The organism is Haloferax sp. ATB1 (genome assembly GCF_000730175.1).
In genome coordinates this window covers 1-23,444 of the sequence record NZ_JPES01000080.1, presented here as the reverse complement: position 1 = coordinate 23,444, position 23,444 = coordinate 1, and the positions used below count along the sequence as shown (strand labels likewise).

General features: G+C 66.4%; 24 protein-coding genes. 13 read left to right on the top strand and 11 right to left on the bottom strand.

The genetic code is table 11. The features are described 5' to 3' along the window. Window positions 1-85 precede the first annotated feature (85 nt). The 4 genes from ATB1_RS13295 to ATB1_RS13280 are packed head-to-tail and all read left to right on the top strand — an operon-like array spanning window position 86 to window position 3,430. Window positions 86-913 (top strand): DUF4129 domain-containing protein, encoded by an 828-nt coding sequence (locus ATB1_RS13295; RefSeq protein ID WP_042664359.1) that lies wholly within the window; start codon window positions 86-88, stop codon window positions 911-913. Further along, entirely contained in the window at window positions 910-1,491 is a 582-nt protein-coding gene (locus ATB1_RS13290; protein WP_042664357.1) for a hypothetical protein, read from the top strand. The genes ATB1_RS13295 and ATB1_RS13290 overlap by 4 nt, the downstream gene beginning before the upstream one ends. Next, a complete protein-coding gene (locus ATB1_RS13285; protein ID WP_042664355.1) occupies window positions 1,488-2,750 on the top strand; it encodes a DUF58 domain-containing protein in 1,263 nt (420 codons plus the stop codon). Before ATB1_RS13290 ends, ATB1_RS13285 begins: the two co-directional genes overlap by 4 nt. Then, window positions 2,747-3,430 (top strand): hypothetical protein, encoded by a 684-nt coding sequence (locus ATB1_RS13280; RefSeq protein WP_042664353.1) that lies wholly within the window; start codon window positions 2,747-2,749, stop codon window positions 3,428-3,430. Before ATB1_RS13285 ends, ATB1_RS13280 begins: the two co-directional genes overlap by 4 nt. Here the strand turns inward: ATB1_RS13280 and ATB1_RS13275 are convergent. Then, window positions 3,408-4,376 carry a MoxR family ATPase gene (locus ATB1_RS13275; protein ID WP_042664351.1) on the bottom strand — a complete coding sequence of 323 codons (969 nt, stop codon included), beginning with the start codon at window positions 4,374-4,376 and terminating at the stop codon, window positions 3,408-3,410. The two genes, ATB1_RS13280 and ATB1_RS13275, sit on opposite strands and share 23 nt — an antisense overlap. Before the next feature lie 115 nt (window positions 4,377-4,491). On the opposite strand from ATB1_RS13275, the gene ATB1_RS13270 reads away from it, so the two are divergent. Next, entirely contained in the window at window positions 4,492-5,406 is a 915-nt protein-coding gene (locus ATB1_RS13270; protein WP_042664350.1) for a glycosyltransferase family 2 protein, read from the top strand. 42 nt (window positions 5,407-5,448) lie between these two features. On the opposite strand, the gene ATB1_RS13265 is transcribed toward ATB1_RS13270, so the two are convergent. From ATB1_RS13265 to ATB1_RS13250, 4 genes are all read right to left on the bottom strand, one after another. Beyond that, the gene (locus ATB1_RS13265; RefSeq protein ID WP_042664348.1) at window positions 5,449-6,753 is read right to left on the bottom strand and encodes a helix-turn-helix domain-containing protein; all 1,305 of its coding nucleotides are present in this window, start codon (window positions 6,751-6,753) and stop codon (window positions 5,449-5,451) included. Between the two features lie 325 nt (window positions 6,754-7,078). Beyond that, window positions 7,079-7,681 (bottom strand): hypothetical protein, encoded by a 603-nt coding sequence (locus ATB1_RS13260; protein WP_042664345.1) that lies wholly within the window; start codon window positions 7,679-7,681, stop codon window positions 7,079-7,081. A gap of 261 nt (window positions 7,682-7,942) precedes the next feature. Continuing rightward, window positions 7,943-8,932: a Gfo/Idh/MocA family protein gene (locus ATB1_RS13255; RefSeq protein WP_042664344.1), complete on the bottom strand. Its 990-nt coding sequence runs from the start codon at window positions 8,930-8,932 to the stop codon at window positions 7,943-7,945. Further along, window positions 8,925-10,067, bottom strand: coding sequence for a DegT/DnrJ/EryC1/StrS aminotransferase family protein (locus tag ATB1_RS13250; protein ID WP_042664342.1), 1,143 nt, complete (start codon window positions 10,065-10,067; stop codon window positions 8,925-8,927). The genes ATB1_RS13255 and ATB1_RS13250 overlap by 8 nt, the downstream gene beginning before the upstream one ends. A gap of 249 nt (window positions 10,068-10,316) precedes the next feature. Here ATB1_RS13250 and ATB1_RS13245 point away from each other — a divergent pair, with 249 nt between their 5' ends. Next, window positions 10,317-10,925 carry a hypothetical protein gene (locus tag ATB1_RS13245; RefSeq protein WP_042664341.1) on the top strand — a complete coding sequence of 203 codons (609 nt, stop codon included), beginning with the start codon at window positions 10,317-10,319 and terminating at the stop codon, window positions 10,923-10,925. Window positions 10,926-11,193: 268 nt separating this feature from the next. Further along, window positions 11,194-11,355 (top strand): hypothetical protein, encoded by a 162-nt coding sequence (locus ATB1_RS22055; RefSeq protein WP_157575435.1) that lies wholly within the window; start codon window positions 11,194-11,196, stop codon window positions 11,353-11,355. A 201-nt stretch (window positions 11,356-11,556) separates the two neighbouring features. Here ATB1_RS22055 and ATB1_RS23385 read toward each other — a convergent pair whose 3' ends face one another. The 5 genes from ATB1_RS23385 to ATB1_RS13220 form a co-directional block, all read right to left on the bottom strand. Then, window positions 11,557-12,036 carry a hypothetical protein gene (locus ATB1_RS23385; protein ID WP_241768228.1) on the bottom strand — a complete coding sequence of 160 codons (480 nt, stop codon included), beginning with the start codon at window positions 12,034-12,036 and terminating at the stop codon, window positions 11,557-11,559. 376 nt (window positions 12,037-12,412) lie between these two features. After that, window positions 12,413-13,081, bottom strand: coding sequence for a helix-turn-helix domain-containing protein (locus tag ATB1_RS13235; RefSeq protein WP_042664340.1), 669 nt, complete (start codon window positions 13,079-13,081; stop codon window positions 12,413-12,415). Between the two features lie 47 nt (window positions 13,082-13,128). Then, on the bottom strand, window positions 13,129-13,962 hold the full coding sequence (locus ATB1_RS13230) for a phosphatase PAP2 family protein (RefSeq protein WP_052367991.1): 834 nt from the start codon (window positions 13,960-13,962) through the stop codon (window positions 13,129-13,131). Further along, window positions 13,959-15,875, bottom strand: coding sequence for an ABC transporter substrate-binding protein (locus ATB1_RS13225; protein WP_241768227.1), 1,917 nt, complete (start codon window positions 15,873-15,875; stop codon window positions 13,959-13,961). Before ATB1_RS13225 ends, ATB1_RS13230 begins: the two co-directional genes overlap by 4 nt. Before the next feature lie 61 nt (window positions 15,876-15,936). Continuing rightward, the gene (locus tag ATB1_RS13220) at window positions 15,937-17,403 is read right to left on the bottom strand and encodes a hypothetical protein (RefSeq protein ID WP_042664334.1); all 1,467 of its coding nucleotides are present in this window, start codon (window positions 17,401-17,403) and stop codon (window positions 15,937-15,939) included. Between the two features lie 139 nt (window positions 17,404-17,542). Here ATB1_RS13220 and ATB1_RS13215 point away from each other — a divergent pair, with 139 nt between their 5' ends. The 5 genes from ATB1_RS13215 to ATB1_RS13190 all read left to right on the top strand — a co-directional run bounded on the left by ATB1_RS13215 (window position 17,543) and on the right by ATB1_RS13190 (window position 22,763). Beyond that, a complete protein-coding gene (locus ATB1_RS13215; protein ID WP_042664331.1) occupies window positions 17,543-18,895 on the top strand; it encodes an aryl-sulfate sulfotransferase in 1,353 nt (450 codons plus the stop codon). Window positions 18,896-18,906: 11 nt separating this feature from the next. Beyond that, window positions 18,907-20,562, top strand: coding sequence for a glycosyltransferase family 39 protein (locus tag ATB1_RS13210; RefSeq protein ID WP_052367990.1), 1,656 nt, complete (start codon window positions 18,907-18,909; stop codon window positions 20,560-20,562). A 48-nt stretch (window positions 20,563-20,610) separates the two neighbouring features. After that, window positions 20,611-21,183 carry a hypothetical protein gene (locus tag ATB1_RS23380; RefSeq protein WP_241768226.1) on the top strand — a complete coding sequence of 191 codons (573 nt, stop codon included), beginning with the start codon at window positions 20,611-20,613 and terminating at the stop codon, window positions 21,181-21,183. Continuing rightward, window positions 21,176-22,030 (top strand): hypothetical protein, encoded by an 855-nt coding sequence (locus ATB1_RS19920; protein WP_241768225.1) that lies wholly within the window; start codon window positions 21,176-21,178, stop codon window positions 22,028-22,030. The genes ATB1_RS23380 and ATB1_RS19920 overlap by 8 nt, the downstream gene beginning before the upstream one ends. Before the next feature lie 136 nt (window positions 22,031-22,166). Next, complete coding sequence (locus tag ATB1_RS13190; RefSeq protein ID WP_042664368.1) at window positions 22,167-22,763, top strand: SprT-like domain-containing protein; 597 nt, start codon at window positions 22,167-22,169, stop codon at window positions 22,761-22,763. A gap of 31 nt (window positions 22,764-22,794) precedes the next feature. Here ATB1_RS13190 and ATB1_RS13185 read toward each other — a convergent pair whose 3' ends face one another. Next, a complete protein-coding gene (locus tag ATB1_RS13185; protein ID WP_042664366.1) occupies window positions 22,795-22,989 on the bottom strand; it encodes a hypothetical protein in 195 nt (64 codons plus the stop codon). A 339-nt stretch (window positions 22,990-23,328) separates the two neighbouring features. Here ATB1_RS13185 and ATB1_RS23910 point away from each other — a divergent pair. Continuing rightward, on the top strand, window positions 23,329-23,444 hold a 116-nt coding region (locus ATB1_RS23910), incomplete at its 3' end, for a DUF1028 domain-containing protein (RefSeq protein ID WP_128081471.1).

Here is a 23,444-nt window from a genome sequence, read left to right as displayed (position 1 = left end):
CGGCTTATCGGGCGGATAATTAGTATGAGCGGGGGCGGGTCTACACCCATCGTGATACGCCTCGACACCCGCGGAGGTCGGTCGGATGGACAGTGACGTGCTCGTCACGCTCGGACTGGCTCTCGTGTGTCTGTTCGTCGTCGGTTCGGCGGCCGGCTCGCTCGAATCGGCCGTCGACTCCTCGCCGAGCGAGGCGATTGACCTCGACTACTCCTCGCTGCCGCTCGACAAGGGCGACGCCAACGACATCAAGCGCGAATATCAGACGCTGACGGACAACCCGAGTCAGCAGGAACACGGCGGCGAACGGTCGTCACAGTCGGGACAGTCAAGCGCGAGCGGTTCGGACGACGGGAACGACGACTCCACGTCCGACAGTTCGACCGACAGTCCCGAGTCCCAGCGCGACCAATCGGAGGGACCGGGAGAGACACCGGGCGAGCAAGACAGGCTAGAGGCGCTCATCGACGCCCTGCTCGCGCTGCTCTCGCGTCTCGTCGAACTGGTCGTCGGAGTCATCGCGGTGGTCGCCCTCGCGCTCGTCGCTCGGTATCGAGACCGCATCGCGGCGCGACTGTCGCCGATGATTCCCCGCTTCCGCGGGGACGAGTTTCCGGCGGAAGAACGCGCCGAAGGCGGGTTCGATGCGCCGCCCGAACCGGAGAACGAGGTCACCGAAGCGTGGTACGAGATGGTCGAACGCCTCCGACTCGACGACCGCCAGTTGCTCACGCCGCGAGAGCGGGCAGCAATCGCCCGCGAGAACGGGGCCGACCCGAACTCGGTGTGGTCGCTCACGGAGCTATTCGAGGAGGTTAGGTACGGCGGCGCGCCGGTGACTGAAGACCGACGCCGGCGCGCGCAGGAGTGTCTCGAACGACTCGGGTCATCCGGGGGGCGAGACCAGTCGTGAATCGCCGAAAGCTACTGTTCGGACTGCTCGGACTCGCCTGTCTCGCCGCCGGAACGGTCGCACGCGGGACGGCCTTCCCGGTGACGGCGCTCGTCTCCGAGGTTGGTGGCGACTACGTCCTCGTGGCTGCGCTCTCGGGAATCGCGCTACTCGCGGCGCTCCCGGTCATCGCTTCCGGTCGGGAGAGCGAACTGCAACAGGTCGAAACGTCGGACCCGGAGGTCCCTGTTCGGGTCCCGCCCGCGGGCCGCGAGTTCGACGAGACGGTTCAGGGATGGGACTATCGAACCCCCGTTCTCGGCGACAGCACCCGAGCGCGAGTGAAAACGCGGCTCCGGACGGCGGCCGTCGAGGCGGTGATGCGCGAGCGGAACTGCGGTCGGAGCCGCGCGCGTCAACTCGTTCGACGCGGCGAGTGGACCGACGACGCCGAGGCGGCGTCGTTCCTCGGGAGTCCGAACCGGTCGACGCTCGCCACCGCACTCAGCGCGCTTCGGCGACGACAGACGCCCGCTGAGTTCCGCGCCCGGCGGACCGCCGAAGCCGTCTACGCGGTCGATGGGGGGGCGAAACGATGACGACGCCGCAACAGACGAACCGCTGGCGAGGCGTCATCGCCGTCGCGCTCGTCGTCGCGGCCGCCGGGCTACTGGCGAAGCGACAGGAACTCCTCTTGCTCTCGACGGTCGGCGTCGTCTTCGCGGCGTACCACCGAGCCGTCCCGATGCCGACGCCGAATCTGTCCCTCGACCGCCGGGTCGACACCGCCTCACCGGCGAGCGGCGACGAGGTCGAAATCGAAGTCGCGGTGACGAACGAGGGCGACGGGACGCTGTACGACTGCCGAGTCGTCGACGGCGTTCCCCCGGCGCTCTCCGTCACTGACGGCCCGGCGAGGCGCGGAATGGTGCTTCGCCCCGGCGAGACGCGGACGTTCTCGTACGCCGTCGAAGCCGAACGCGGGCGGCACGCGTTCGACGACGCGACCGCCATCGTCCGCGACCCCAGCGGTGACAGGGAGGTCGAACTCGACGTTCGCGCCGCGGACGAGACGGAACTCGACTGCACGACCGAGATTACGAAGCCGCCGCGTCGGTCACAGACGCTCGACACCGTCGGCAGCGTCGCCGCGAACGGGACGGGCTCGGGCATCGAGTTCCAACAGACGCGGTCGTACCGCCGCGGCGACCCGGTCAGCCAAATCGACTGGAAGCGGTACGCCGCTTCGGGTGAGTTGACGACCGTCGACTTCAGGGAAGAGCAAGCGGCGTCAATCCTCGTCCTCGTCGACGCGCGGGCGGTCGCCTACAGGGGCCCGCCCGGGGAGACACACGCCGTCGACGCCGGGGCGTCCGCCGCGGCCCAGTTGACGACTGCCCTGCTGAACGGCCGGAACCACGTCGGCCTCGCCGCGCTCTCGGCCGAAGACTGCTTCCGAGCGCCGGGCGCGGGGCGGGAACACCGGCTCCGGTTGCGGAAACTGCTTTCGAGGCACTCGGCGTTCGCCGCGAGTCCGACGGACACGGACGACCCGGTCGACGAACAGGTCGAATCGTACCTCGGACGGCTCGGCGAACAGACGCAGATTCTCTTCGTCTCGCCGCTCTGCGACGACACCGCCGTCGAAGTTGCGCACCGGTTCGACGGGCACGGCCACGCGGTCACGGTCGTCTCCCCGGACGCGACGGCGAACGAGACGCCCGGCGAGCGCTTGGCGGCCGCAGAGCGCCGGAATCGATTGCGGGCGCTCCGGCAGGTCGGTATCCCCGTCATCGATTGGCCCCTCGACGACCCGCTCGCGCTCGCAATCGACGCACAGCGGGGGGTTCGGACGTGAGCGCAGAGATAACCAGACGGCCGGCGCGGCTCAGTGCGGCACTGTCGTTGTTCGCCGCCGCGCTGTCCGTCTCGCTCGTGAACACCGGGGCGTCGACCGGGACGTTCGTCGCCGTCGCCGGCCTCGTCCTCGCTATCGAGGGCGCACACCGGTTCCGAACGGGGCAGCGACTGCTCGGAACTGCCGGACTGCTCATCGGCGTCCTCGTCGCGACGGGCGGTGCGGGCCTCGCCGTATCGAGCGCCACCGGCCAGTCACAGCTCATCGAGGCCGGACTCGGACTGTTCGGCGTGTTCTGTCTCGGCCTCGGCGTGCTTCCCCTTCGCGGGGCCGGGTCGCGCGGACTGAATAAACTCGGCTGCGCGGCGCTCCTCTTGACTGTCGTCGCCGGCGGGCTGTTCCAGACGGCCGACGCCGTGGCCCTGCTCGTCGCGTGCGCGGCGCTCGTCGTCTCGTGGGACGCTGCGGAGAACTCGATAACAGTGGGCGAGCAACTCGGGCGGGAGGCGACGACGTGGACCGTCGAGGCGGCCCATTTCGGCGGGACGACGCTCGTCGGAGGCGTCGCAGTCGGTGCTGGGCTCGTGGTCCGCGACCTCGGAACGCCCGGTCTGCCGCTTCACGCGGTCGCGTTCATGCTCGTCGCCTTGGTCTTCCTCACGCTCGCTCTCCACGACTAACCGTCGGGACGGAGACTTCGGCGAGCACGTCGTCGACGAGTTGGCTCCGCTCGACGTTGTCGACCGTCGCCTCGGCGGTCGGAACGATTCGGTGGGCGACCGTCGCGTGGACGACGGCTTTCACGTCGTCCGGAATGACGAAGCTCCGGCCCTGGACTGCGGCTGTCGCGCGGACGACCTCGAACAGCCGCTGACAGCCGCGCGGCGAGACGCCGACCGCGACGCGAGGGTTCTCCCGCGTCGCGCGGACGATGTCGACGATGTACTGTTTTATCTCGCCGTCGACGCGGACCGTCTCCGGGACGCGCTGCATCTCGCGGACGCGGTCCGTCGAGAGGACCGAAGAGACCGTCGGCGTGGGCTCGTCGCGCGCGTCGCGGCGGTCGAGCAGTTCCAGTTCGCCCTCCTCGTCCGGGTAGCCGAGGCTGTCTTTGACGAGGAATCGGTCTTTCTGCGCTTCGGGCAGGGGGAACGTTCCCTCCCCCTGTTCGACCGGATTCTGGGTGGCGATGACGAAAAACGGGTCCGGAAGCGGGTGCGTCTCGCCGTCGACGGTCACCTGCCCCTCGGCCATCGCTTCGAGGAGCGCGGCCTGCGTCTTCGGCGAGGCACGGTTGATCTCGTCGGCGAGGACGACGTTCGCGAACAGCGGGCCCTCGCTGAACTCGAACGACCGGTCCCGTTCGTCGAACACGTACGTCCCGGTCACGTCGGCGGGAAGGAGGTCGGGCGTGAACTGGATTCGGCTAAACGAGAGGCCGAGCGCCGTGGCGAAGCTCTGTGCGGTCAGCGTCTTTCCCGTGCCGGGAACGTCTTCGAGAAGAACGTGTCCCTGCGAGAGCACCCCGGTGAAGATGCGCCGGAGGACGGCTCGGTCCACGACGACTGACCGAGCTATCTCGTCGAGAACACGCGTGCTGTGGTCGTGGAGTTCGCGGACGTCCATGTTCCGGAGTCAGCCCAACCGGCCATTATTATGCCATCGGTAAGCGCGCCACCGACCCGCGCGTTACCTGCTCGATAATAATGCGCCCCCGACGGAGAGTAACAGGAGATACCCGATGCCGACAGTGAGCGTCATCATTCCCACGTACAACCGCGCGGACGACATCCCGCGTGCCATCGACAGCGCGCTCGACCAGACGCTGTCGGACGTTGAGGTCATCGTCGTCGACGACGCCTCCACGGACGACACAGCGTCGGTCGTCACCGCCTATGACGACCCGAGAGTGAACTACCTCGTCCACGAGACGAATCAGGGTGGAAGCGCCGCCCGGAACACCGGAATCGAGGTCGCGACCGGCGACTACATCGCGCTCCTCGACTCCGACGACGAGTGGGCACCGACGAAGCTCGAACGGCAGGTCGAGACGCTCGAACGGCGGTCCGACGACTGGGTCGCCGCCTACTGCGGGACGGTGATTCTCGACGACGCGGACGCCAACCCACTCGTGGAGCGCGTCAAATCCGTCCTCGGAACACACGACTCCCGAGAGGGGGCGGAAGGCGGCGAGGAACTCATCAAAGAGATTCTCATGGAGAACCTCCACACCAGCGCGGGGTCGACGCTCGTCGTCGAGTCCGAGGTAGTCGAACGAATCGGCGGGTTCGACGAATCGTTCGACCGCTACCAGGACACCGAGTTCCTCATCCGCGTCCTGAAGGAAGGAAAGCTCGCCTACGTCGACGAACCCCTGTTGCGGCGGTATCCCTCCGGTGGACCGAGCGCGGACGCCGTTCGGCGGGCCAACGCGCACTTCCTCAAGACGTTCGCCGAGGAGGTCGTCGAACTAGAGACCCGCGGCTACGACGTCACCGGCACTCACCAGTACGCGCTCGCCGCGCAGTACCTCCGCGAGGGGCGGTTCGACACGGGACTGGCGTACCTGCGCGCGGGCTCGACACCCGGCCCGGCGCAGTTCCCCGGTCTCGTCTACAGCGTCGTCAGAGGCGTTCAGAACAGAGTGGGCACGTAGCGCGGGGTGAAACCGACTCGAAACGGCGGAACGACCGCAGGGTCACTCGTCGAACGGCGACCCTGCGCCCTCCGGCATCGACCCCTCTTCGGCGACGATGTTCTGCCGGCCGACTGATATCTTCTCGACTGTTCCGAACTCGTCCATGCTCGAAAGCAGTCGGCTGACCTTCGATTTCGACCAGCCCGTCTGCTCGACGATTTTACTCTGGTAGACCCAGCCGCCGTTGTCGCGGAGCAGTTGGATGACTTTGTCCTCGTCGGTCAAGACGGGTTGTGACGACTGCTGGAGTTCGTCTCGGTCGAACTCCAGCGGCATCGGTGGCGACTCCGATGCGTCGTCTTCCTCGTCCGCCTCGGTGCCGGCCGGCTTGAACAGTTGCGGCGCGGACACCGGCGCTTCGAGCTGGTACTCCGACGAGGCGATGAACCAGCGGCCGCCGACGGCGACGACTCCGAGCAGCGTCCCGCCGGTGAACACGAGCATCGGGGTCGTGCTGCCGTCGGTGGCGTCCGTTCCGAGCTTCCGCTCGAGCCCGTCGTTCAGCCCGTCGCCGTCCGTGTCGGGGTCGACGGGGTCGGTCCCGTGTTCGTACTCGTACCCGTCGTCCAATCCGTCGCCGTCCGTGTCGGCGGTGCTGTCGTTCGGCGGCGTTCCGAGTCGCATCTCGGCGCCGTCGGGGATGCCGTCACCGTCCGTGTCGGGGTCTGTCGGGTCCAGCGAGTTCGACAGTTCGGCCGCGTCGTTCAGCCCGTCGCCGTCCGTGTCGGGCGTCGTGGGGGACGTCCCGTAATTTTTCACCTCGGCCCCGTCTTGGAGGCTATCCCTGTCGGTGTCCATGAGGAACATCGAGGTGTTGTTGGACAGCTCGTTCGCGTTGCTGAGTTTGTCGCCGTCGATGTCGCCGTCTTTCTGGAGTATCGTGACGTTGACCGTGTCGCTGGCAATCTGCTCCGACTGCCCCGGGAAGCTGTTCCAGAGGACGACGGAGACGTTGCTCGAGCCCTCGAATTTGGAGAGGGATTCGTACGTGAACTCGACGGTCTGCGTGCCGGACGAGACGCTCTTATCGGTGCATTCGACCCGGTCGCCGCTCCCGTTTCTCACGCATACCTCGTAGATGTTCGACTCGTTCGGGGCGTCGAACTCGACCGAGAGCGTGTTGCGTTCGGACGCCCAGAGGAACGTCGACTCCCTCGACTGATCGACTGGAACCGTGTTCGTGAACGTCCCTTCGATGGACGTTTCGTTGGTCGTCTCGTCGTCTATCGCCAGCACCGGCGCGGGGACGACTGCGCCGGAGAGAACGAGCAGAACCAGAACGAACGCCGCTCGAGCGTACGACATGGTTATCGAAGAGTCACCCCGGCTCTGAGCGCGTCGGCTCGGCGGTGACGCGACGTTCGCTCGGCTCGTGGTAGGCCATTGAGAGACTCTACCAAGTGCTCGCGAACGAGGGGGGCGCGCGTCTGATATCATTGGGGCCAATTTTGCGCTGTATCGATGATTCTAGTTCAGCAATATGAATCTCACGGCTTCATATGACAACATACCGTCATCTGGTGATCTGGAGAGTTCGGGTCGAGAGGCGGGCGAACCCCCTTGATATAGCGGGTATTTATGTCGGAACCAGACGAACGGCGTGCGCTGCGCGGTAGAACTACGAAAAGCGTTAGTCCTCGTCGCCGGTCTCGAAGTTGTCGAGAACCTGCCAGAACGTGAGGGCCGTGTAGACGCTCATGACCGCGAGCGCGACGAGGAGGTGAGGAACGGAGCCGAACCCGAAGAGTCCGAGTCCGGATGCACCGATAGCCAGCGTACTCAGCCCCGAAACGGAGAGGTAGTATGCTCCCCACGGTCGCCCGGACTCGCCGTCCATCTCGTCGTCGTCATCGTCGGGGAGTTCGAGGTGAGCGGCGAGTTCGTTTGCGAGGGGCGTCTTCTCGACGATACCCCTGCTCTGATTGTAGTCGATGACGCCCTCTTCGTCGAGTTTCGGGAGGTGCGCTTGGTAGAGGGCGATGTAGACGCGCTGGCGCTGGTCGGACATCAACGCCTGAACGGTCGTATCGTGCTCCCACGCGGCGACCTGCTCCGCGATGTCCCGCATCTGAACCGGTCCCTCGCGGTCGCGCAGGTATTCGAGGACCTTCCGACGGCGCTCGTTCTGGAGCAGGTGATATATCTCGTCTTTCCCAAGTTCCGTGTTCTGCTCGGCCGCATCCGTATGCTGGTCGATCAGCGCGCTTTCGGTACCGTTCACTTGAGTGGTCATGCTCGCTCCAACCGTTATTGTGGCCCCCAATAAAGCGTCAACACCGTTCCGGATTTTCCGGACTGTTGTGAAAACCCGACCGGAATCAAGGCATATTGCAGCAGTTTAGTGACTGTTTCAGACTGTTTCAGGGGTGCATAATCGCAAGACAGCGGCTTTGTTGTTCGTTTGACATCAGTCGAGAAGCGCCCGATAGTAATTCAGCAAAAGTCGGATTGTTGTTCCGCCAAAGGCACGTGATAAACCGATAAAGCTCGCGTTTCAGTCGACCGTAGAGGTCAGTCGGGCCCCACCGTCGAGGGTTTCTCGTGCGGCTTCGTCGAGCTTCTTCGTCAGCTTCAACACCCGAAGCCCCTGCTCGCCGTCTACGACGGGCTCCGTTCCGGTCGAAGCGGCGTTCGCGAACGACCGCAGTTCGCTCTGTAGGGGTTCGACCTGTTCGACCGCGAGTGTCTCCACGAAGTTCTCGTGGCGGTGGCGGACGAGCGACTCGTCGTCGATGTACGAAGGGACCGACGAGCGGTGAATCTCGATGTTCTGGTCGATGTAGTCGACCTTCACGCGGCAGTCGGCCGCCGAGATAGTGAGCCCACGAACCTTCTCTTGGGTGACGCGACTCGTCGTGAGCGACGCCGTCACCCCGGAGTCGAACGCGAGGTTCGCGTTCGCGTGGCTGCAGTCCGGCGTGCCCACGGCGTCGTACGAGTCGACCGCGCCGTCGACGATGTCGAGGACGATGTCGAGGTCGTGAATCATCAGGTCCATCACGACCGTGTCGTCGATGGCGCGGTCGACGGGCGGTCCGAGTCGCTCGGTCGAGACCGCGTGGATGTCGAGGTCGTCGACGAGGTCGCGGAGAGCGCGAACCGCCGGGTTGAACCGCTCGATGTGACCGACCTGTAACGCGAGGTCCCGCTCGTCGGCGATATCGATGAGCTCCCGGCCGTTGTCCGGGTCTTCGACGAACGGTTTCTCGACGAGGACGTGAACGTCCGATTCGAGGGCGCGCTTCGCGTTCTCGTAGTGGAACTGCGTCGGGACGACGACGGAGACGATGTCCGCCGCGTCGAGGAGGTCGTCCATCGACCGCGCGGTCGTCCCGTAGTCGTCCGCGACGGACTCGGCCCGGTCGTCGTCGACGTCGAAGACGCCGACGAGCTCCGTGTCGCCCAGTTCGTCGTACACCCGGGCGTGGTTCTGCCCCATGCTCCCGACGCCGATAACCCCGGCCGCGACGGTGCCGTCAGTCATCGGACGCCCCCACGGTAGACGCGCGAGTGCCGGACGGGGGCTCGATAGAGACCTCGTCTCGGAGGACGGTCCCGACTCGCTCGACCTCCGCTTCGGTGAGGCTCGGATGGACCGGGATGGAGAGGGCCTGCTCTGCGACCCGCTCGGCGACGGGCGCACGCACGTCGAGGAAGTCGTAGGCTGGCTGGTCGTGGATGCACCGCGGGTAGTAAATTCCGCACCCGATACCGCGTTCGTCCAGCTGTTCGACGACCGAGTCGCGGTTGCCGACCCGAATCGTGTACTGGTGGTACGAGTGGTCGAAGCCGTCGGGCACCGTCGGCGTCGCCGCGTCCGTGTCGGCCAACAGCTCGTCGAGTCGCGCCGCGTTCGAGCGCCGGTCCTCGATGAAGCCGGGGAGGCGTTCGAGTTGGGCGCGACCCATCGCGGCCGCGATGCTCGTCATCCGGAAGTTGTGACCGAGCGAGACGTGCCGGTATCCGTCGGTCTCCCGGCCGTGATTGACGAAGCTCGCGGCGTTCTGTGCGGCGGTCTCGTCGTCGGTGACGACCATCCCACCTTCGCCGGTGGTCATGTTCTTCGTCGGATAAAACGAGAAGCTCGCGGCGTCGCCGAGCGACCCGACCGGCGTGCCGAAGTACTCGGCACCGTGGGCTTGCGCCGCGTCTTCGACGAGAGCCACGTCGTAGTCGTCGGCGATGTCACGGAGTTCGTCCATCGGTGCGGGGAGGCCGTAGAGGTGGACGACGACCATCGCCTGCACGTCCGACTCGAGCGATTCGAGGGTCGCTTCGACCCGCTCGGGGTCGAGGTTGAACGTCTCGGGGTCGATGTCAGCGAACACCGGCTCGGCACCGGCGAATCGAATCGCGTTCGCCGTCGCGACGAACGAGAAGGGCGTCGTCAGAACGCGGTCACCGGGGCCGACGCCGACCGCTTCGAGCGCCGTGTGCAGCGCGGTGGTCCCGTTCGACGTGGCGACGCCGTGGTCGGCGTCGCAGTAGTCCGCGAACTCGGACTCGAACGTTCGTACCTCGGGGCCGTCCGCGATCATCCCCGACTCGACGACGGACTCGATGCGGTCGAGTTCTTCGTCTCCGAGAACCGGGGAGGCGATACTGATGTCTCCAGTCATCGGCGTCGTCCTCCGTGCGTCGGAGCCACCGCGCCGTGAAGCGCCGAACAGTCGCGTCGATAGTCGCTTGGGTGTGTGCGTCTCATAGCATGTCCTGCGGTCCTGCGACCGCTGTCGAGTGCCAGACACCAGGAACCCATTATTATGGTTTAGATAAGCACACAGCGCCACTGAAGCGTCGATTCCACCGATTCAGCGGGACCGGACACCGTGGTTTTATTTTTATAGATTACATAGCCGGAAGTGTCAATGGCTCCAGCGTGGGCACCGGGCGGCCCCGACGACACCGGAGAGGAATCTGGACCCTCACTCGACGACAGACCCGGCCTCGGCGGTGTCACCGAATCTCGACGACGGGACACCATCGTTTCGCTCGTGAACGAGCGTTCCGAGACGCCGTACACCGTCGGCGAGCTGACCGTCGCGCTCTCGGAGTGGTTCCAAGACGAGACGGACGGGATGGTCCCGACGGACGAGGAGATACACAGCGTGCTCTTCGACTTCGACTTGCCGCGACTCGACGACGACGGTCGTCTCGTCTTCCACCGCGAGACCGGGCGCGTCTTTTCGCCGACCCACGAGGCGACCCATGCGACTCGCACGTCGACCGAGATAGAACCGGGTTCGACCCTCGATAACGCGAGAGGCACGGACCGAGGTTCAGTCGCAACCGAGTCGACTGACGACCGAGTGACGGTCTCGCGAAAGCGGTTAGTGAACGTCGGCGTCATCTTGGTCGGCGTCGCCGGCGTCGCCGTCACCGCATCGAGCGTGAGCCCACTAGACACGTCTTTCGCCCTCGTCCCCGCCGCGCTCGTCGTCCTCTTCTTCGGCTACCGCGCCCTCACCGAGGAGTGACGCCAGCGAATCCTTGAGAAGTCGAACGGTTCGTCTCGACGCACTATTTCGCTCGGTTTACCGGGGCTGTAACGCAGGCCGACGCCGAGTCGACCGCAGAGAACCCGAGAGAATGTCAACAGGAGATTATGAATACGACGTCTTTTCCGTGTCAGTTACAGCCTGAATAAGGATATGCCAATGCACACAACTCACGGCTATGCCTCGTGGACACGTAACAAGCGGAACGGAGACGCCAATCGCTGCCCCTGCGGAGGTCCGGTAACCAATGCTCACGGGACAATTCGTCGCGGTGAGCGCACTGTTCGTCGGCCTCGCGGTCGTCACCTCAGGGCTTGGGCACGTGAACCGCGTCGGACCGTCGTACGTCCGAGCGCGCCAGCTCGTGTTCCTGTTCATGCTGTTCGGGACGGTCACGCTCGCGCTGTGAATCGCGACAGCGGAGTGTCACCCGGCCCGCCATCGATTCTCACGCCGGCGTCCTCGTCGTGTCGGTGCGCGGGGACGCTCTCTCACGGCACGCTCGGTCGAGTGTCGTCGGTGGCGTCGCCGGGAGGCGGTACGACTCGGTCCGAAACGCGGCCGGGAGTCCAAGCGGAGTCACGGTGAGTCGACCGAGCGGTCGAGTCGGCTACTCGTCGTCCTGCGGGAGAACGACGCACTTCCCCGACCCGAGTTGGAAGCGCTCGATTCGCCCCTGCGTCTCCATCCGACACAGCGTTCGACTGATAGTCGAGTCGGACCACCGCGTCCGCTCGACCAGCTGCGACTGCGGCAGTCGCCCGCCCTCGACGATGAGCAGTTGCAGGATTCGGCGCTCGGAGTTGAGCAGTTCGGGGTCGATGCCGAGAAGCCCACGGTTCGCGTCGGGGTCGGACGATGCGTGTCCCTCGGAACACGGGGACGTGCCCGCCGAATCGGTGGTCGGTGGCCCACCGTCTCTGCGGCCGGACCGGTTCGAGAGGGACGCAACGAGACGGACGAACGCGTGCCAGCAGGCCGCGAAACGCGAGGCAATAGCTCGTCGATACCCGAGCGTACTACCCACGGCTCCGACGGTGCCTGCCGCGGTCCCGGCCAAGTGGGTGTCGTCGTTACTGCGGTCCGCCATAGCTCACTATCTGTTCCTCATCTTTTTGTACGTGTTACCAACGTGGTTAGGGATGCGTTCTGTGTCATAGATTTCGGTAACGGTACTCGGCTGGTTCGGTCGTGGATAGCCGACGGCTCGTCAATTCGATATCGGGGCGGGAACGAGTACCCGCCGAGCCGAGCGTTCGACGACGGTAGAACCGTCGGGGTAGGATACGCGACCGATGGGACGCGTAGGGTTCCGGAACCGACAGAACAGAGCGCGCAGTCGGCCGAGGGGCCGACTGCTCAGTGAGGGGTCACAGCGTACGGCTCTGTCGTTCGCACCGAGTACTCATTCCAACAGTTGGTATATCGACTAGACCTCTCGTCTTATCGGTTGCAAGTGCAAGCGCCTAATAAGGGAGGCTCGGTGACGGCCGCTCGACGAGTGCCCGCCGAATCAGCCGTTCGTGACCGCGTCGGAGCCGCTGCGAGGTCGCCTGATGAGTGATACCGAACGTGTTCGAGAGCTCCCTTATATCCGAATCGCGGGGAACGCTGTAGTACCCCTGTCGGAACGCGGTGACGAGGGTGTGGTACTGCCGGTCGGTCAGTCCGAACCGCGTCGGGTCCCCGAGGTTCTCGGGCGACCGAACTCGTTCGACGTCGAACTCGATTCCGGCACGTCGCCATCCATCACCGAGCGAGCCGAGCGAATCGCGGTCGCGAACGAGGACGCGGAGGACCCATTCGCCGCCTCGCCCGTAGGCGTCGAGAACGCTGAGGCTGCTGTCGACGAACAGCCGCATGAACTCGTCGGAGAGCGGTCTGAGACGCAGGCGGTAGACGCCGCCGTCGGTTGACGGGGCGAACGGCGTGACCTCACCGACGGTCGGGTCCTCGCGGAGTGACGGCTCAATCTGAGTCGGGTCGTCGCTCCGAACCCACAACAGCGGCGAGAGCGTGGGCCCATCGAGTTGCACGGAGCGGACCGAGCGCGCCTCGGTGATGGAACTGCGTGAGAGGACATCATCGAGAACGAACGCGGACGCCGGGATTCGAAGTGTAATGATGGCGCTCACGACCGACCGCAGGAATCGGCCGAACCTTATTATCCGGGCGGTAAAGGTCACGCGTCCGCGGACCGGCGGCCGACGAGCCAATCGCCGAGCGCGACGCTACCGACCCCGAGGACGACGCCGGCGACTACGTCGGTCCCCCAATGAATCCCGAGATACATCGTCGAAAACGCGACCGCGGCGGCGAGCACCGACGCGACGACGGCCCACGCGGGGTACGTCTCCCGCGTCCGAATCGCAATCGCCGCCGCCGAGACCGAAAGCGACGTGTGAAGCGACGGGAACACGTTCGTGTTCACGTTCACCTCGCCGGTGAGTATCTGCGTCTGCGGGTAGGTGCTGTACAGGAGCGACTCGACCTGTCCCGGCAGGAGGTTACGAGGCCCGTAGGAGATAAACAGGACGTAGCAGGTCAGGCCGATGGCGTAGTTCGCCGCGTACGTGACCGCGGTGAGTTTCAGCGGCCGCTCGTCGGCCGCCGCGAAGTACGCGACGAACGGGAACGTGAGCAGGAAGACGTATCCCGAGAGATACACCCGCGAGAGGACGGCGGTGAGCATCGGCGTCGCGAGCGACTGAACGTGCTGGACGAAGTTCCCCTCGATAGCGTAGATGACGCCGGTGGCGTTCCAGCCCAGCGCCCACGACACTTCCGGGCCGACGCCGCGGGCGACCTTGTTCACGAGGAGAACGACCGCCAGCAGGCAGAGGTACGGCGCGGCCTCTCGCAAGCGGTCCCTCCCCGACCCGTACGCCGCCGCGAGACGCGACGGCCCGACGATGGTGAGCGTTGCGAGCGCCAACGCGACAGCCGCACCGCCGAGCACGCGGGCGAGAACCGCGACGATCGGTGAGAAGCCTATCGAGGACTGAGCGAGGATCATTCTTGAATGAGGAGGTCGCCGTCGCCCGAGTGGGCGTATCCCGCGTCTTCGAACACCGACCGCGCTCGCTCCGCGTCGAGCGTGCCGGTCCCCGAGTCGCCGACGAACTCGAGTTCAGACGTGGCCTCGTCCCACGCATCACCCGATGGGACGTACGTCGTCGCGACCAGCGGTGACGACGCCGGTTCGGTCTCGCCGCCGAACACCGAGTCCACGAGGAACTCGCGGTCGACGAGCCGGGCGACCGCCCGCCGGAACCTGGGGTTCATGAAGGGCGGCCGTCGGTGGTTGTAGCCGATGTGATAACACCACTCGGGGCGGCTGGTGCGAACGGAGATTCCGGGTTCGTCCGCCGCGGCCGCCCTCGAATCGGCCGACAGCGAGTTCGCCGTCGCGTCGACGGCGTCGGTCGCGAGCAGTTCGACGGCGGCGCCGTCGGAGGGAACGACGTCGAACCGCAGCGAGTCGAACGAGAAGCCGCCGTCAAACCGGGACAGTCGACCGTCGAGCGCGTCGTCGGCGAGGAAGTGGTCCTCGAACGGCTCCATCGAAACCGACTCCCTAGCCGCTGTTCCCGTCACGCGAAGCGGTCCGCTTCCGACCGGTTCGAGGTTGTTCCGGACGAGCGCCTCGGTGACGTGGCCGCCGTCGAGCCACGAGACGCTCGTCGGGCGGGCGAACGGTTCCCAGACGTGTTCGGGGAGCACCGGAATCGTCAGCGCGCGCGCCGCGACCGGTTCGCTCACGTCGCCGAACCGAATCGTCACCTCACGGTCGGACGTGGCGTCGACCGACTCGACGAGCGAGGCGCGGCCGCGGTACCGCGGCGACGGGACCGGCTGGTCGAGCGACCCGAGCGCCGTGTCGGAGATGAACCGGAAGGTGAACGACACGTCCGCCGCCGTTATCGGCTCGCCGTCGTGCCACGCGAGGTCGTCGCGGAGCCGGACCGAAAGCGTCGTCTCGTCCCCGTCGGCCCACTCCCACGACGCGGCCATCCACGGCCGCATCCGGTCGTAGACCGGGCGACCCAACGAGTCGTAGACGAGGTCGAGGAGCGTCCCGTCCGACCGAAACGGCGTCGAAAGCGGGTTGAGGTTCTCCGTCGGACGCGAGTCGCCGATCGTCATGCGGAGTTCGTTTTCGGGTGCCGATTCGTCGGTCGTCGTTTCGGGCGTCGGGGTCGTTGTAGACGTCGAGGTCGTTTCGGGCGTCGAGGTCGTTGCAGGCGTCGACTGCTCGGTCGGTGCGGGCGTCGCCGACGACGTGGCTGTCGACTTGGTCCGCGAGGCGGTCGACGTGGTGGTGACAGCTCTGGCACCGAGATATCCCGTGAGGCTGTGGATACCGACGCCGTCCGGCCAATCGACCCGCACCGGCCGCGTCGCCTGAGCCGGGCGCGGGGCCGCGACGGGCGTGAACGGTTGAGCCTCCACGATACGCCGTTGAATCTCAGCGAGCGTCGCGGCGCGGACGGAGCCGGTCTCGATCCGCTGTCGCTCCAGAAGCGAGTCCAACGACAGGTCGCCGTATCCGAACGGGTTTTGCCAGCCGCGTCCCGGGCCGTAGCGAGAGTGGAGCAGGGGACGGAGGAAGTCCGGGTCGCGCCGGAGCAGCAGCCGGGAGACATAGATATCGAAGTCGTGGTTCGAGAGCACGTCGCGGAGGAGTTCCTCCCGGCTCATCGGAACCACGGTCGCCGCGACGCCGACCGCCTGGAGGCGAGTGGCGAGGTAGCGGGCGAGCTTCGTCGCCGTCGCGTCGGCGTCCGCGGGGACGGTCTTGATGGAGAGCGAAAGCGGCGTCCGCTCGTCGCGCGAGACCGTCGATTCGAGCTGCCGGACGCACCCGCTGGTCAGGGTCGCGCCTGCGAGCGCCAAAACCGACCGTCTAGAGAGCCGTGTTGATGACATGTACGGGAGGGCAGGTAACTGTCTTCGGGCGTGGTGTCGTTATTATCCGGGGGCTAAGCGCCTAGATACCCAAGAACAGCGGCCACGCGAACAGTAGCAACCACAGGCAAACGGCTGCCCAAAGCGGCGCTCTGCGGGGCTCCGACGCCTCGAATCGACGGTGGCCGGCGACGGCGAGACAGCCGAGCGCGACGAGCACGGCGAACCGGTGGAGGACGACTTCGACCGGAACGACGGTGACTCCTATCATCGCGAAGTCGGCGACGAGACCCGTCCCGTAGCCGACGAACGCGGTGCCGAACCACAGTTCCGAGGAGTACCCTCGCGGCAGGCGAGCGGCGAGGGCGGCCGGCGCGAACGCGAACACCGGAAAGAGCAGTCCGGCGATGACCTTCGGATGGTTCGGAACGACGCGTTCGAGTCCGAGAGCCGCCGAGCGGACCAAAACCGGGAGCGTGACGAGGACGACCGCGAGCGCGACGACGCGCTGGAATCGGTCGTCGGCGAGGCGCGACCAGCGGAGACGCTCGACGAGCGCGCCGAATTCGTCTCGGCGAGTGGCGAGCGCGGCGAGGCCGCCGACGCCGACGAAGCCGATGGCGAGCACGGACAGGACGGTTCCGACGCCCGCCGCCCTCGTCGACGTATCGAGTACCGAGGGGATGCCGCCGCGTTCGGAGCCGGCGCGCTCTGCGGCCTCACTCCGACTGGTCGCCGACTCGACGGGCACGGAGCGGCGCGCGTCGTCTCTCGGGAGCGTCGAGAGTTGTGGCGGACCGAGTTCGACAACCGACACCCAGCCGTCGGCGTCGATGATGCCGCCGTTGGCGAACCGCTCGCGACGGACGTCGACGACAGTCGATTGCCGCATCAGGTCCCGCTCGACGACGTGTTGCGGGCCGGACAGGCTCGTCACCGTGTGCCGAAGCCGGAACCAGTCCCAGTAGTCACGGTGGGCCTGAATCGCCGTCCACGAGTCGTCCGGCGTCCCGCCGCCGTACAGGCGGAGGTGGATTCGGCTCCCGAAGTACGTCCCGTCGTGGAGCTGCATCGACTCCGCAATCCACAGCCCGCCCGAGTCCGCGGTGTCGACGAAGGTAAACCGGTCTGCGCCCGTAGCCGACCCCCACGGGGAACCCGCCTCGGCGGCGGGGGGCTGCTCGGTGGACGCCTGTTGCCACGACTCGTTCGTCTCGTCCCACGTCGCGTCGCGCGAGTACATGAGCAGCGAGCGGACCCGCGCGGGGTTCCCCTCGACGACGACGTTCACTGGGAGCGTCAGCGTCTCGAACGACCGGTCACGGCTGGTGAACGGCCAGAGCCTGTCGCCCCGGTCGCCGACCGAGACCAGCCGAACGTCGGCGGCCGATTTCGGACCGTTCGGTGCCGGTTCGGTCGTCGCGGCCGTCGAAACACCCCCGTTCGCGCCGAAGTCGACGACGCTCGCGGTCGGCACCGCTGTCGTCGCCAACAGGAGGACGACACCGAGGACGACGAGGCTCTCGGCCGCCCCGAGACGAGACGCCATTGTGTCGTCTACCCGGCCTCAGGACCCTAATTATTCCGTGCGTAAGGTCCGAGTGGACGGATTCCAAGTCGGTGGGTACGGGCGCATTCGCGGTTTAGTATCCAGATAGTAAGACCGTCCACCCACCCACGACTACGCAATGGTCGAGCGGACGCATCTACGAGTCGCCGCGGCAGTCGCCCTCCTCGTCTGCGCGGGTATCGTCGGAGCCGCGTACCTGAGCCGGCCGACCTCGGCGGTGACGGACGCGACCGGCGAGAGCGCACGGGTCGCGCCCGCGAACGGAACGACGGTCATCGCGACCGATTCGAACACGTGGCTCGGACGAGAGAGCGACGGCCCGCGAGCGAACGCCGAACTCGTCGCCTTCGGAGCCGACGGTGAGCGGCGATACTACGACGATTCCCACACTCGCTACTGGGACGTCGACCCCCTCGAGGGGACGAACGCGACAGTCGAGTACCTCTACGCGGACCACTTGACCCCCGAGGAGTGCGGCGGCGAGAGCGCGTGCACGCGAAACGGTATCGAGCGTGTAAACCTCACCACCGGGAACGTCGAGGGGATTTACAGCCGCGTGACCGCCGGGAAGCACTCGACGCGGTGGCACGACGGCGACCGGCTGAGCGATTCGACGTACGTCGTCGCCGACATCGCCGCGGACCGCGTGTTCGTCGTGAACACGACGACGGGCATCGTCGAGTGGTCGTGGGACGCGCAGGCGGCGTTCGACCCCGCGACGACCGGCGGGCCGTATCCGTCCGATTGGACCCACCTCAACGACGTGGAGGTGCTCGAAAGCGGGCTCATTCAGGTCAGCCTCCGCAACCACGACAGAGTGGTGTACCTCGACCGCGAGACCGGTCTCGTCGAGAACCGGACGCTCGGAAACGGATCTCACGACGTCCTCTACGAACAGCACAATCCCGATTACATCGAGAACCCGGACGGCGACGACGCCGTCCTCGTCGCCGACTCTGAGAACAACCGTCTCGTCGAATACCGCGACGACGACGGCGAGTGGGTTCGCTCGTGGGTCTGGCAGGACAAGCGACTCCAGTGGGCGCGCGACGCGGACAGGCTCCCGAACGGGCACACGCTCGTGACTGACTCGAACGGCAACCGCGTGTTCGAACTGGACGAGACCGGCGAGGTCGTCTGGAGCGTCCCCGTCGCGTTCCCCTACGAGGCCGAGCGGCTCGGGACCGGCGACGAGAGCGCCGGCGGTCCACCGGCACACGAACTCGACCTCCAGAATCGGACGGCCGGTGGCTCGGCGCTCGGAGACGGCGGCCCGTCTCAGTCGTCGGTACTCCCCGGACCGGTCGTGAACGCCGTCTACTACGTCCTCCCGCAGTGGATGGGCGTCACAGAACTGCTGGTGTCCTGTCTCGCCCTCGCTGTCGGACTCGCGTGGGCCGCCGCCGAACTGCGGTGGCTCCCGTACCGCGTCTCGCTCACGAACCCCGTCTCGCTTCGAAAGCGGAAGTGAGAGTCTACTCCATGAACTCAACGACCGACGACACGGCGAACGGTCTCGACCCCGCGGCACCGGGCCGCGCGAACGCGTTCACCAACGGCGTTCCCGGCCTCGGCCGCGAGAGCCACGCGTGGTTCGCACTCGCCCTCGTCGCCGGACTCGTCGTCTCGGTGACGTACGTGATGACCCACGACTACCCGGCCTACGGGTCCGGGCTGTACCTCGAAATCGCGGAGCAGATTCGAGCCAACGGCTACGCGCTCCCGACGTCAATACCGTACTACGACGGTGGGATTCCGTTCGCGTACCCGCCGCTCCAGTTCTACGTGGTCGCGTTCCTGACCGACCTCGGCGTCTCGGGGACGACGCTCAGCCTCGTCCTCCCGGCCGTCGTCACGGTTCTCTATCTCGTGCCGTACTACGGCATCGCGCTCGAACTCCTCCCGACGCCGCGGCAGGCGGGGGTCGCGACGGCGATTCTCGCGGTCACGCCACCGGTTCTCCAGTGGCACCTCTCTGCCGGCGGCATCGTCCGCGCGTCCGCGTTCTTCCTGTCTCTCTGCGGGGTTTACGTCGGAGCGAGGCTGTTCCGCCGCGGCACTCGGCGACCGCTGTGGGTCGGCTCCGGTATCATCTGCTTCGGACTAACGGTCCTCTCGCACCCGACGTACACCGTCTTCTTCGGCGTCAGTTGGCTCGTCCTCTACGCGATGCTCGACCGGACACTCCCCGGCCTCGTCAGCGGTGCCGCGGTGGCCCTCGGGGGACTCGTCCTCGCCGCACCATGGTGGGTCAACGTCGTCACCACTCACGGCATCGGGGCCTTCACAGGTGCGGCGGGGAGTCACAGCGGTATCGCCGGCGGCGTCGGTCGGCTCCTCGACCAGTTCGTCTACCCGCTGGACCCGACCGTCGTCACGGTGTTCTTCCTCGCGAGCTTCGCCGCCACAGCCGTGCTCGGCTCTCGGAAGAAGTTCACGCTGCCGCTTTGGCTCTTCGTCTGCGCGTACGTCATCGGAAAGGAGCGCTTCCAGTTCGTCGCCGGCGCGATGATGATTTCGACGGTGCTTTTCGGCGTCGTCGTGCCGCGGCTGACCGACAGCGTTCGCGGGTCGCTCGACAACCGGCAGCTGATGGCCTCGTCGCTGGTCGTGGTTCTCGTCGTCGCGACGAGCCTCGGCGGGTTCTACGCCGCGAGCGGCCTCGGCGCGGCACACCACGGCAGTCCGAGTCTCCCATCGTTCATGGACGACGACGACCGGGAGGCCATGGAGTGGGCGAGAAACGACACCGATGCGGACGCGTCGTTCGTCGTGCTCTCGGACGCGGCCGAGTTGTTCCCGCACTACGCGAAGCGGACGATGCTTGTGGGGCCGTGGGGCGTCGAATGGAAGAGCCCCGACAGGTACTACGACCAGATTTCGGCGTTCAAAACGGCGAGCACCTGCGAGAACGCGACCTGCGTGACCGCGTCGATGGAGTCCGTCGACGTCTCACCCGACTACCTGTACGTCCCCCGCGGGACGTACACCGTCCGGGGGCTCGAAGAAGACGGGACCGAGCGGCTTCGCGCCTCGCTCGCCGACAGTCCCCGGTATCGACGAGTCTACGGTAACGACGGGGTCGTGGTGTACGAAATCATGTCGGACCATACCTCGACGACCGAAGCCGCCGATTGATGTCAGACGCTAAGCGACTGGCATCGACCGACCATTATCGACGGCTCGATGGTAAACATCCCTCGGGCGGACAGTGGGGTATGTTACGCTAACCATCACGCATCCGACGGTTCGTACGGGACGCAGGTGACCGCGAAACTCGCCCATCAAAGCACGGTCGCGCCCTCGCCGTTCGAACGGGACGCACGAAATCGTCGTGGGTCACGACCCGAGCGACAGCCGCTCGTCTCCTCGCCGGAATGCGTGTCGCAACCGGCGTCTGCGACGTGCGGTGGCACCGTCCACCGACTCGGAGCGGTTGCGAGCCCGACCGTCGTCTGCACGTGCGTGAGGCGACTCGGCGGTCGACGCCGGCCGGTGGCGGTGACGACCGTCAGCGACCCCGCCGAGGACACTGGGCTGAAACTGTTCGACGACGACGGCTCGCGTCTCTCGTGGGAGCAACAGAGTAGGGTCGTCCGCCGGGTCAAACGGCTCGTCGGCCGACGGCTCGCGCCTCTCGTGGGAGCGAAATCGGCGAGGAACGTCCGCTGGGACGACGCCACGTCGAACGAGGTCACCTCGTGGGACCACCTCTGCGAGGGACGAACTTCGGTTTCCGACACGGCGCGTCGTGGTTGACGATCGGCGAGCGGGACGACGACATCAGTGGCCGAGGCGCTCGAACGCCTCGGCTGACGACGTCGAGCGCCTCGACGGAACCGCGGACGACTCGTTTCCGACGCCGTCGGGTGCGCCGTCGGGCGACTCGACGCGTGCGGAGACGACTCCGTTCCGAGCGGTCGCGGCCTCGAACGCCGATATCGGTCTGGCTCACGACGCCGACGCGGACCGCCTCGTGGCCGTCGACGAGACCGGCGAGGTCGTCGGCGGAGACGCGCTGTTGGGGCTGTTCGCACGCGAGGCAGTCCGCGATGCGGACGGAGACGCCCGCGTCGCCGTGCCGCTGGAGGCGAGCCGTCGCATCGGAGAGGTCGTCTCCGACGCGGGCGGGAGCATCGTCCGGGTCGAGATGGACGGGATTCCGGGGTCCGGACCGGCGGCGGACGCGGACGTCGTCTTCGGCGGCGAGCCGACCGGCGTCTACCAGTGGCCGGCCGAGTCGCCCTGCCCGGACGCGACGCTCTCGGCGATTCGCCTCGCGCGACTCGTCGACGAGGGAGACGCGCTCTCCGAGCAGACGGGCGACGTGGCGGCGTACCCGCTGTTTTTCGACTCGTTCGCGGTCGACAACTGCGCCCGCGAGATGACGCGACTGGCGACCGAGTGCCAAGAACGCTTCGACGACGTTCGGACCGACGACGGAATCTTCGTCGAGCGCGACGACGCGTGGTTTGTCGTCAGGGCGAGCCGAACCGAGCGCGTGCTTCGCGCGACCGTCGAGGGAACGTCCCGAAACAGCGCGAAGCGGCTGTTCGACACAGTTCGGGAGCTCGTGTCCGGCGAGAAAACGACGCTCACAGCCTGACCGCATCCACACCTGCACCCACACCCGCACTAACATCCATACCCATACCCCCACCCGCACCAACACCGCTCGTCGGCGACCGTCGCGGGTGGGCACAACACACATATCGGTCCGCTCCGAACCACGGCTCGAAATCGTGGGACACGAAGACGGGAGCCCCGGCGGGTACGACGCTATCGAGACCGGCGACGAGCTGGTGAGCTGGTCGCGGACGTACTGCCGCCACGCGGCGAGCCAATACGAGTTCGACGTGGACTTACATCGCGTCCAGTGGGAAGTGTCTACCCGCGCGAAGCGGCGGGCGGCGGCGGTGAAGACACCGAACGTCGACGACGCGGAGGTCGGGGTACCGAGGCGGTGGACCGGCACGTCCTCGCAGTCGGTCGAACTCGACATCGCGCCCACGTGTACCATGTCGCTGTCGTGGCGGGCGTTCGAGTCGTTCGACCGCGGAGAGTGGACCGCGACGCTCCGGCACGAACTGGTCCACGTCGAGCAGTTTCAGGCGTTCGGCGCGACCGACCACGGCCCGGCGTTCAAGCGCCGCGCCGAGGCGGTCGACGCGCCGGTTCGCGTCCGCCGGTTCGCGGAACCGAAGTACACCCTCACCTGCGAGGCCTGCGGCGCGGACGTCGCCTACCGCTACCGCGAGTGCAAACTGGTCCGCGAGTCGTCCGCCTATCGCTCCGCCTGCTGCGAAGCGCCGCTGAACTGTCGAAAGCGGCAGGAGTAGCAGGCAGAGGGGCCGTCCGACCGCCCAACGACTACCGACTCGGCGGGTGCGCCCGCGCCTCGCGAATCGCCACGAACGCGACGGCGAGAACGAACACGAGCGCCAGGAAGAACTCGACGCCGGGAACGGTTCCGGCGACGGCCCAGACGTACACGTCCTCCGCACCGAGGATGACGAACAGTCCGAGGAGAATCACCACGCCGGTTCGACCGATACCCAGTCTCATACGTTCGTTTTGCCACCGCGACAACATAAGCCTTGGATTCGACTGCCAGCCGAGAGACGAGTAGTATTGCTCTCAACTCAAATACTACACTGCAGTTGAGCGTCTCTCGAATTAGCTTTTCCGCTCAATCAGAAGCTGGGATGACAATGCAATCATTCACGGTCGATTCAAAAACATCCAAATAGGAAAGTTCGATAAATAAGATATTGTCCCAACCAATGATGTTCGGTATTCACAATACTACCGTGCCGGGTTCGGATGTCCTACCGCGTCTCCGTTCCCCCTCGCGAGAGGGAGAGTATTTACCGCGCGGGCGTGACCGAAACGCAGTACCGAACCATGCGACACGTCCCAGGAACCTTCTCGATAGCGGCGCACGACCCCGAGGCGAACGTCTTCGGCGCGGCGGTGACGACCGGCACCGTCGCCGTCGGCGCGACCTGCCCTACGTCGAG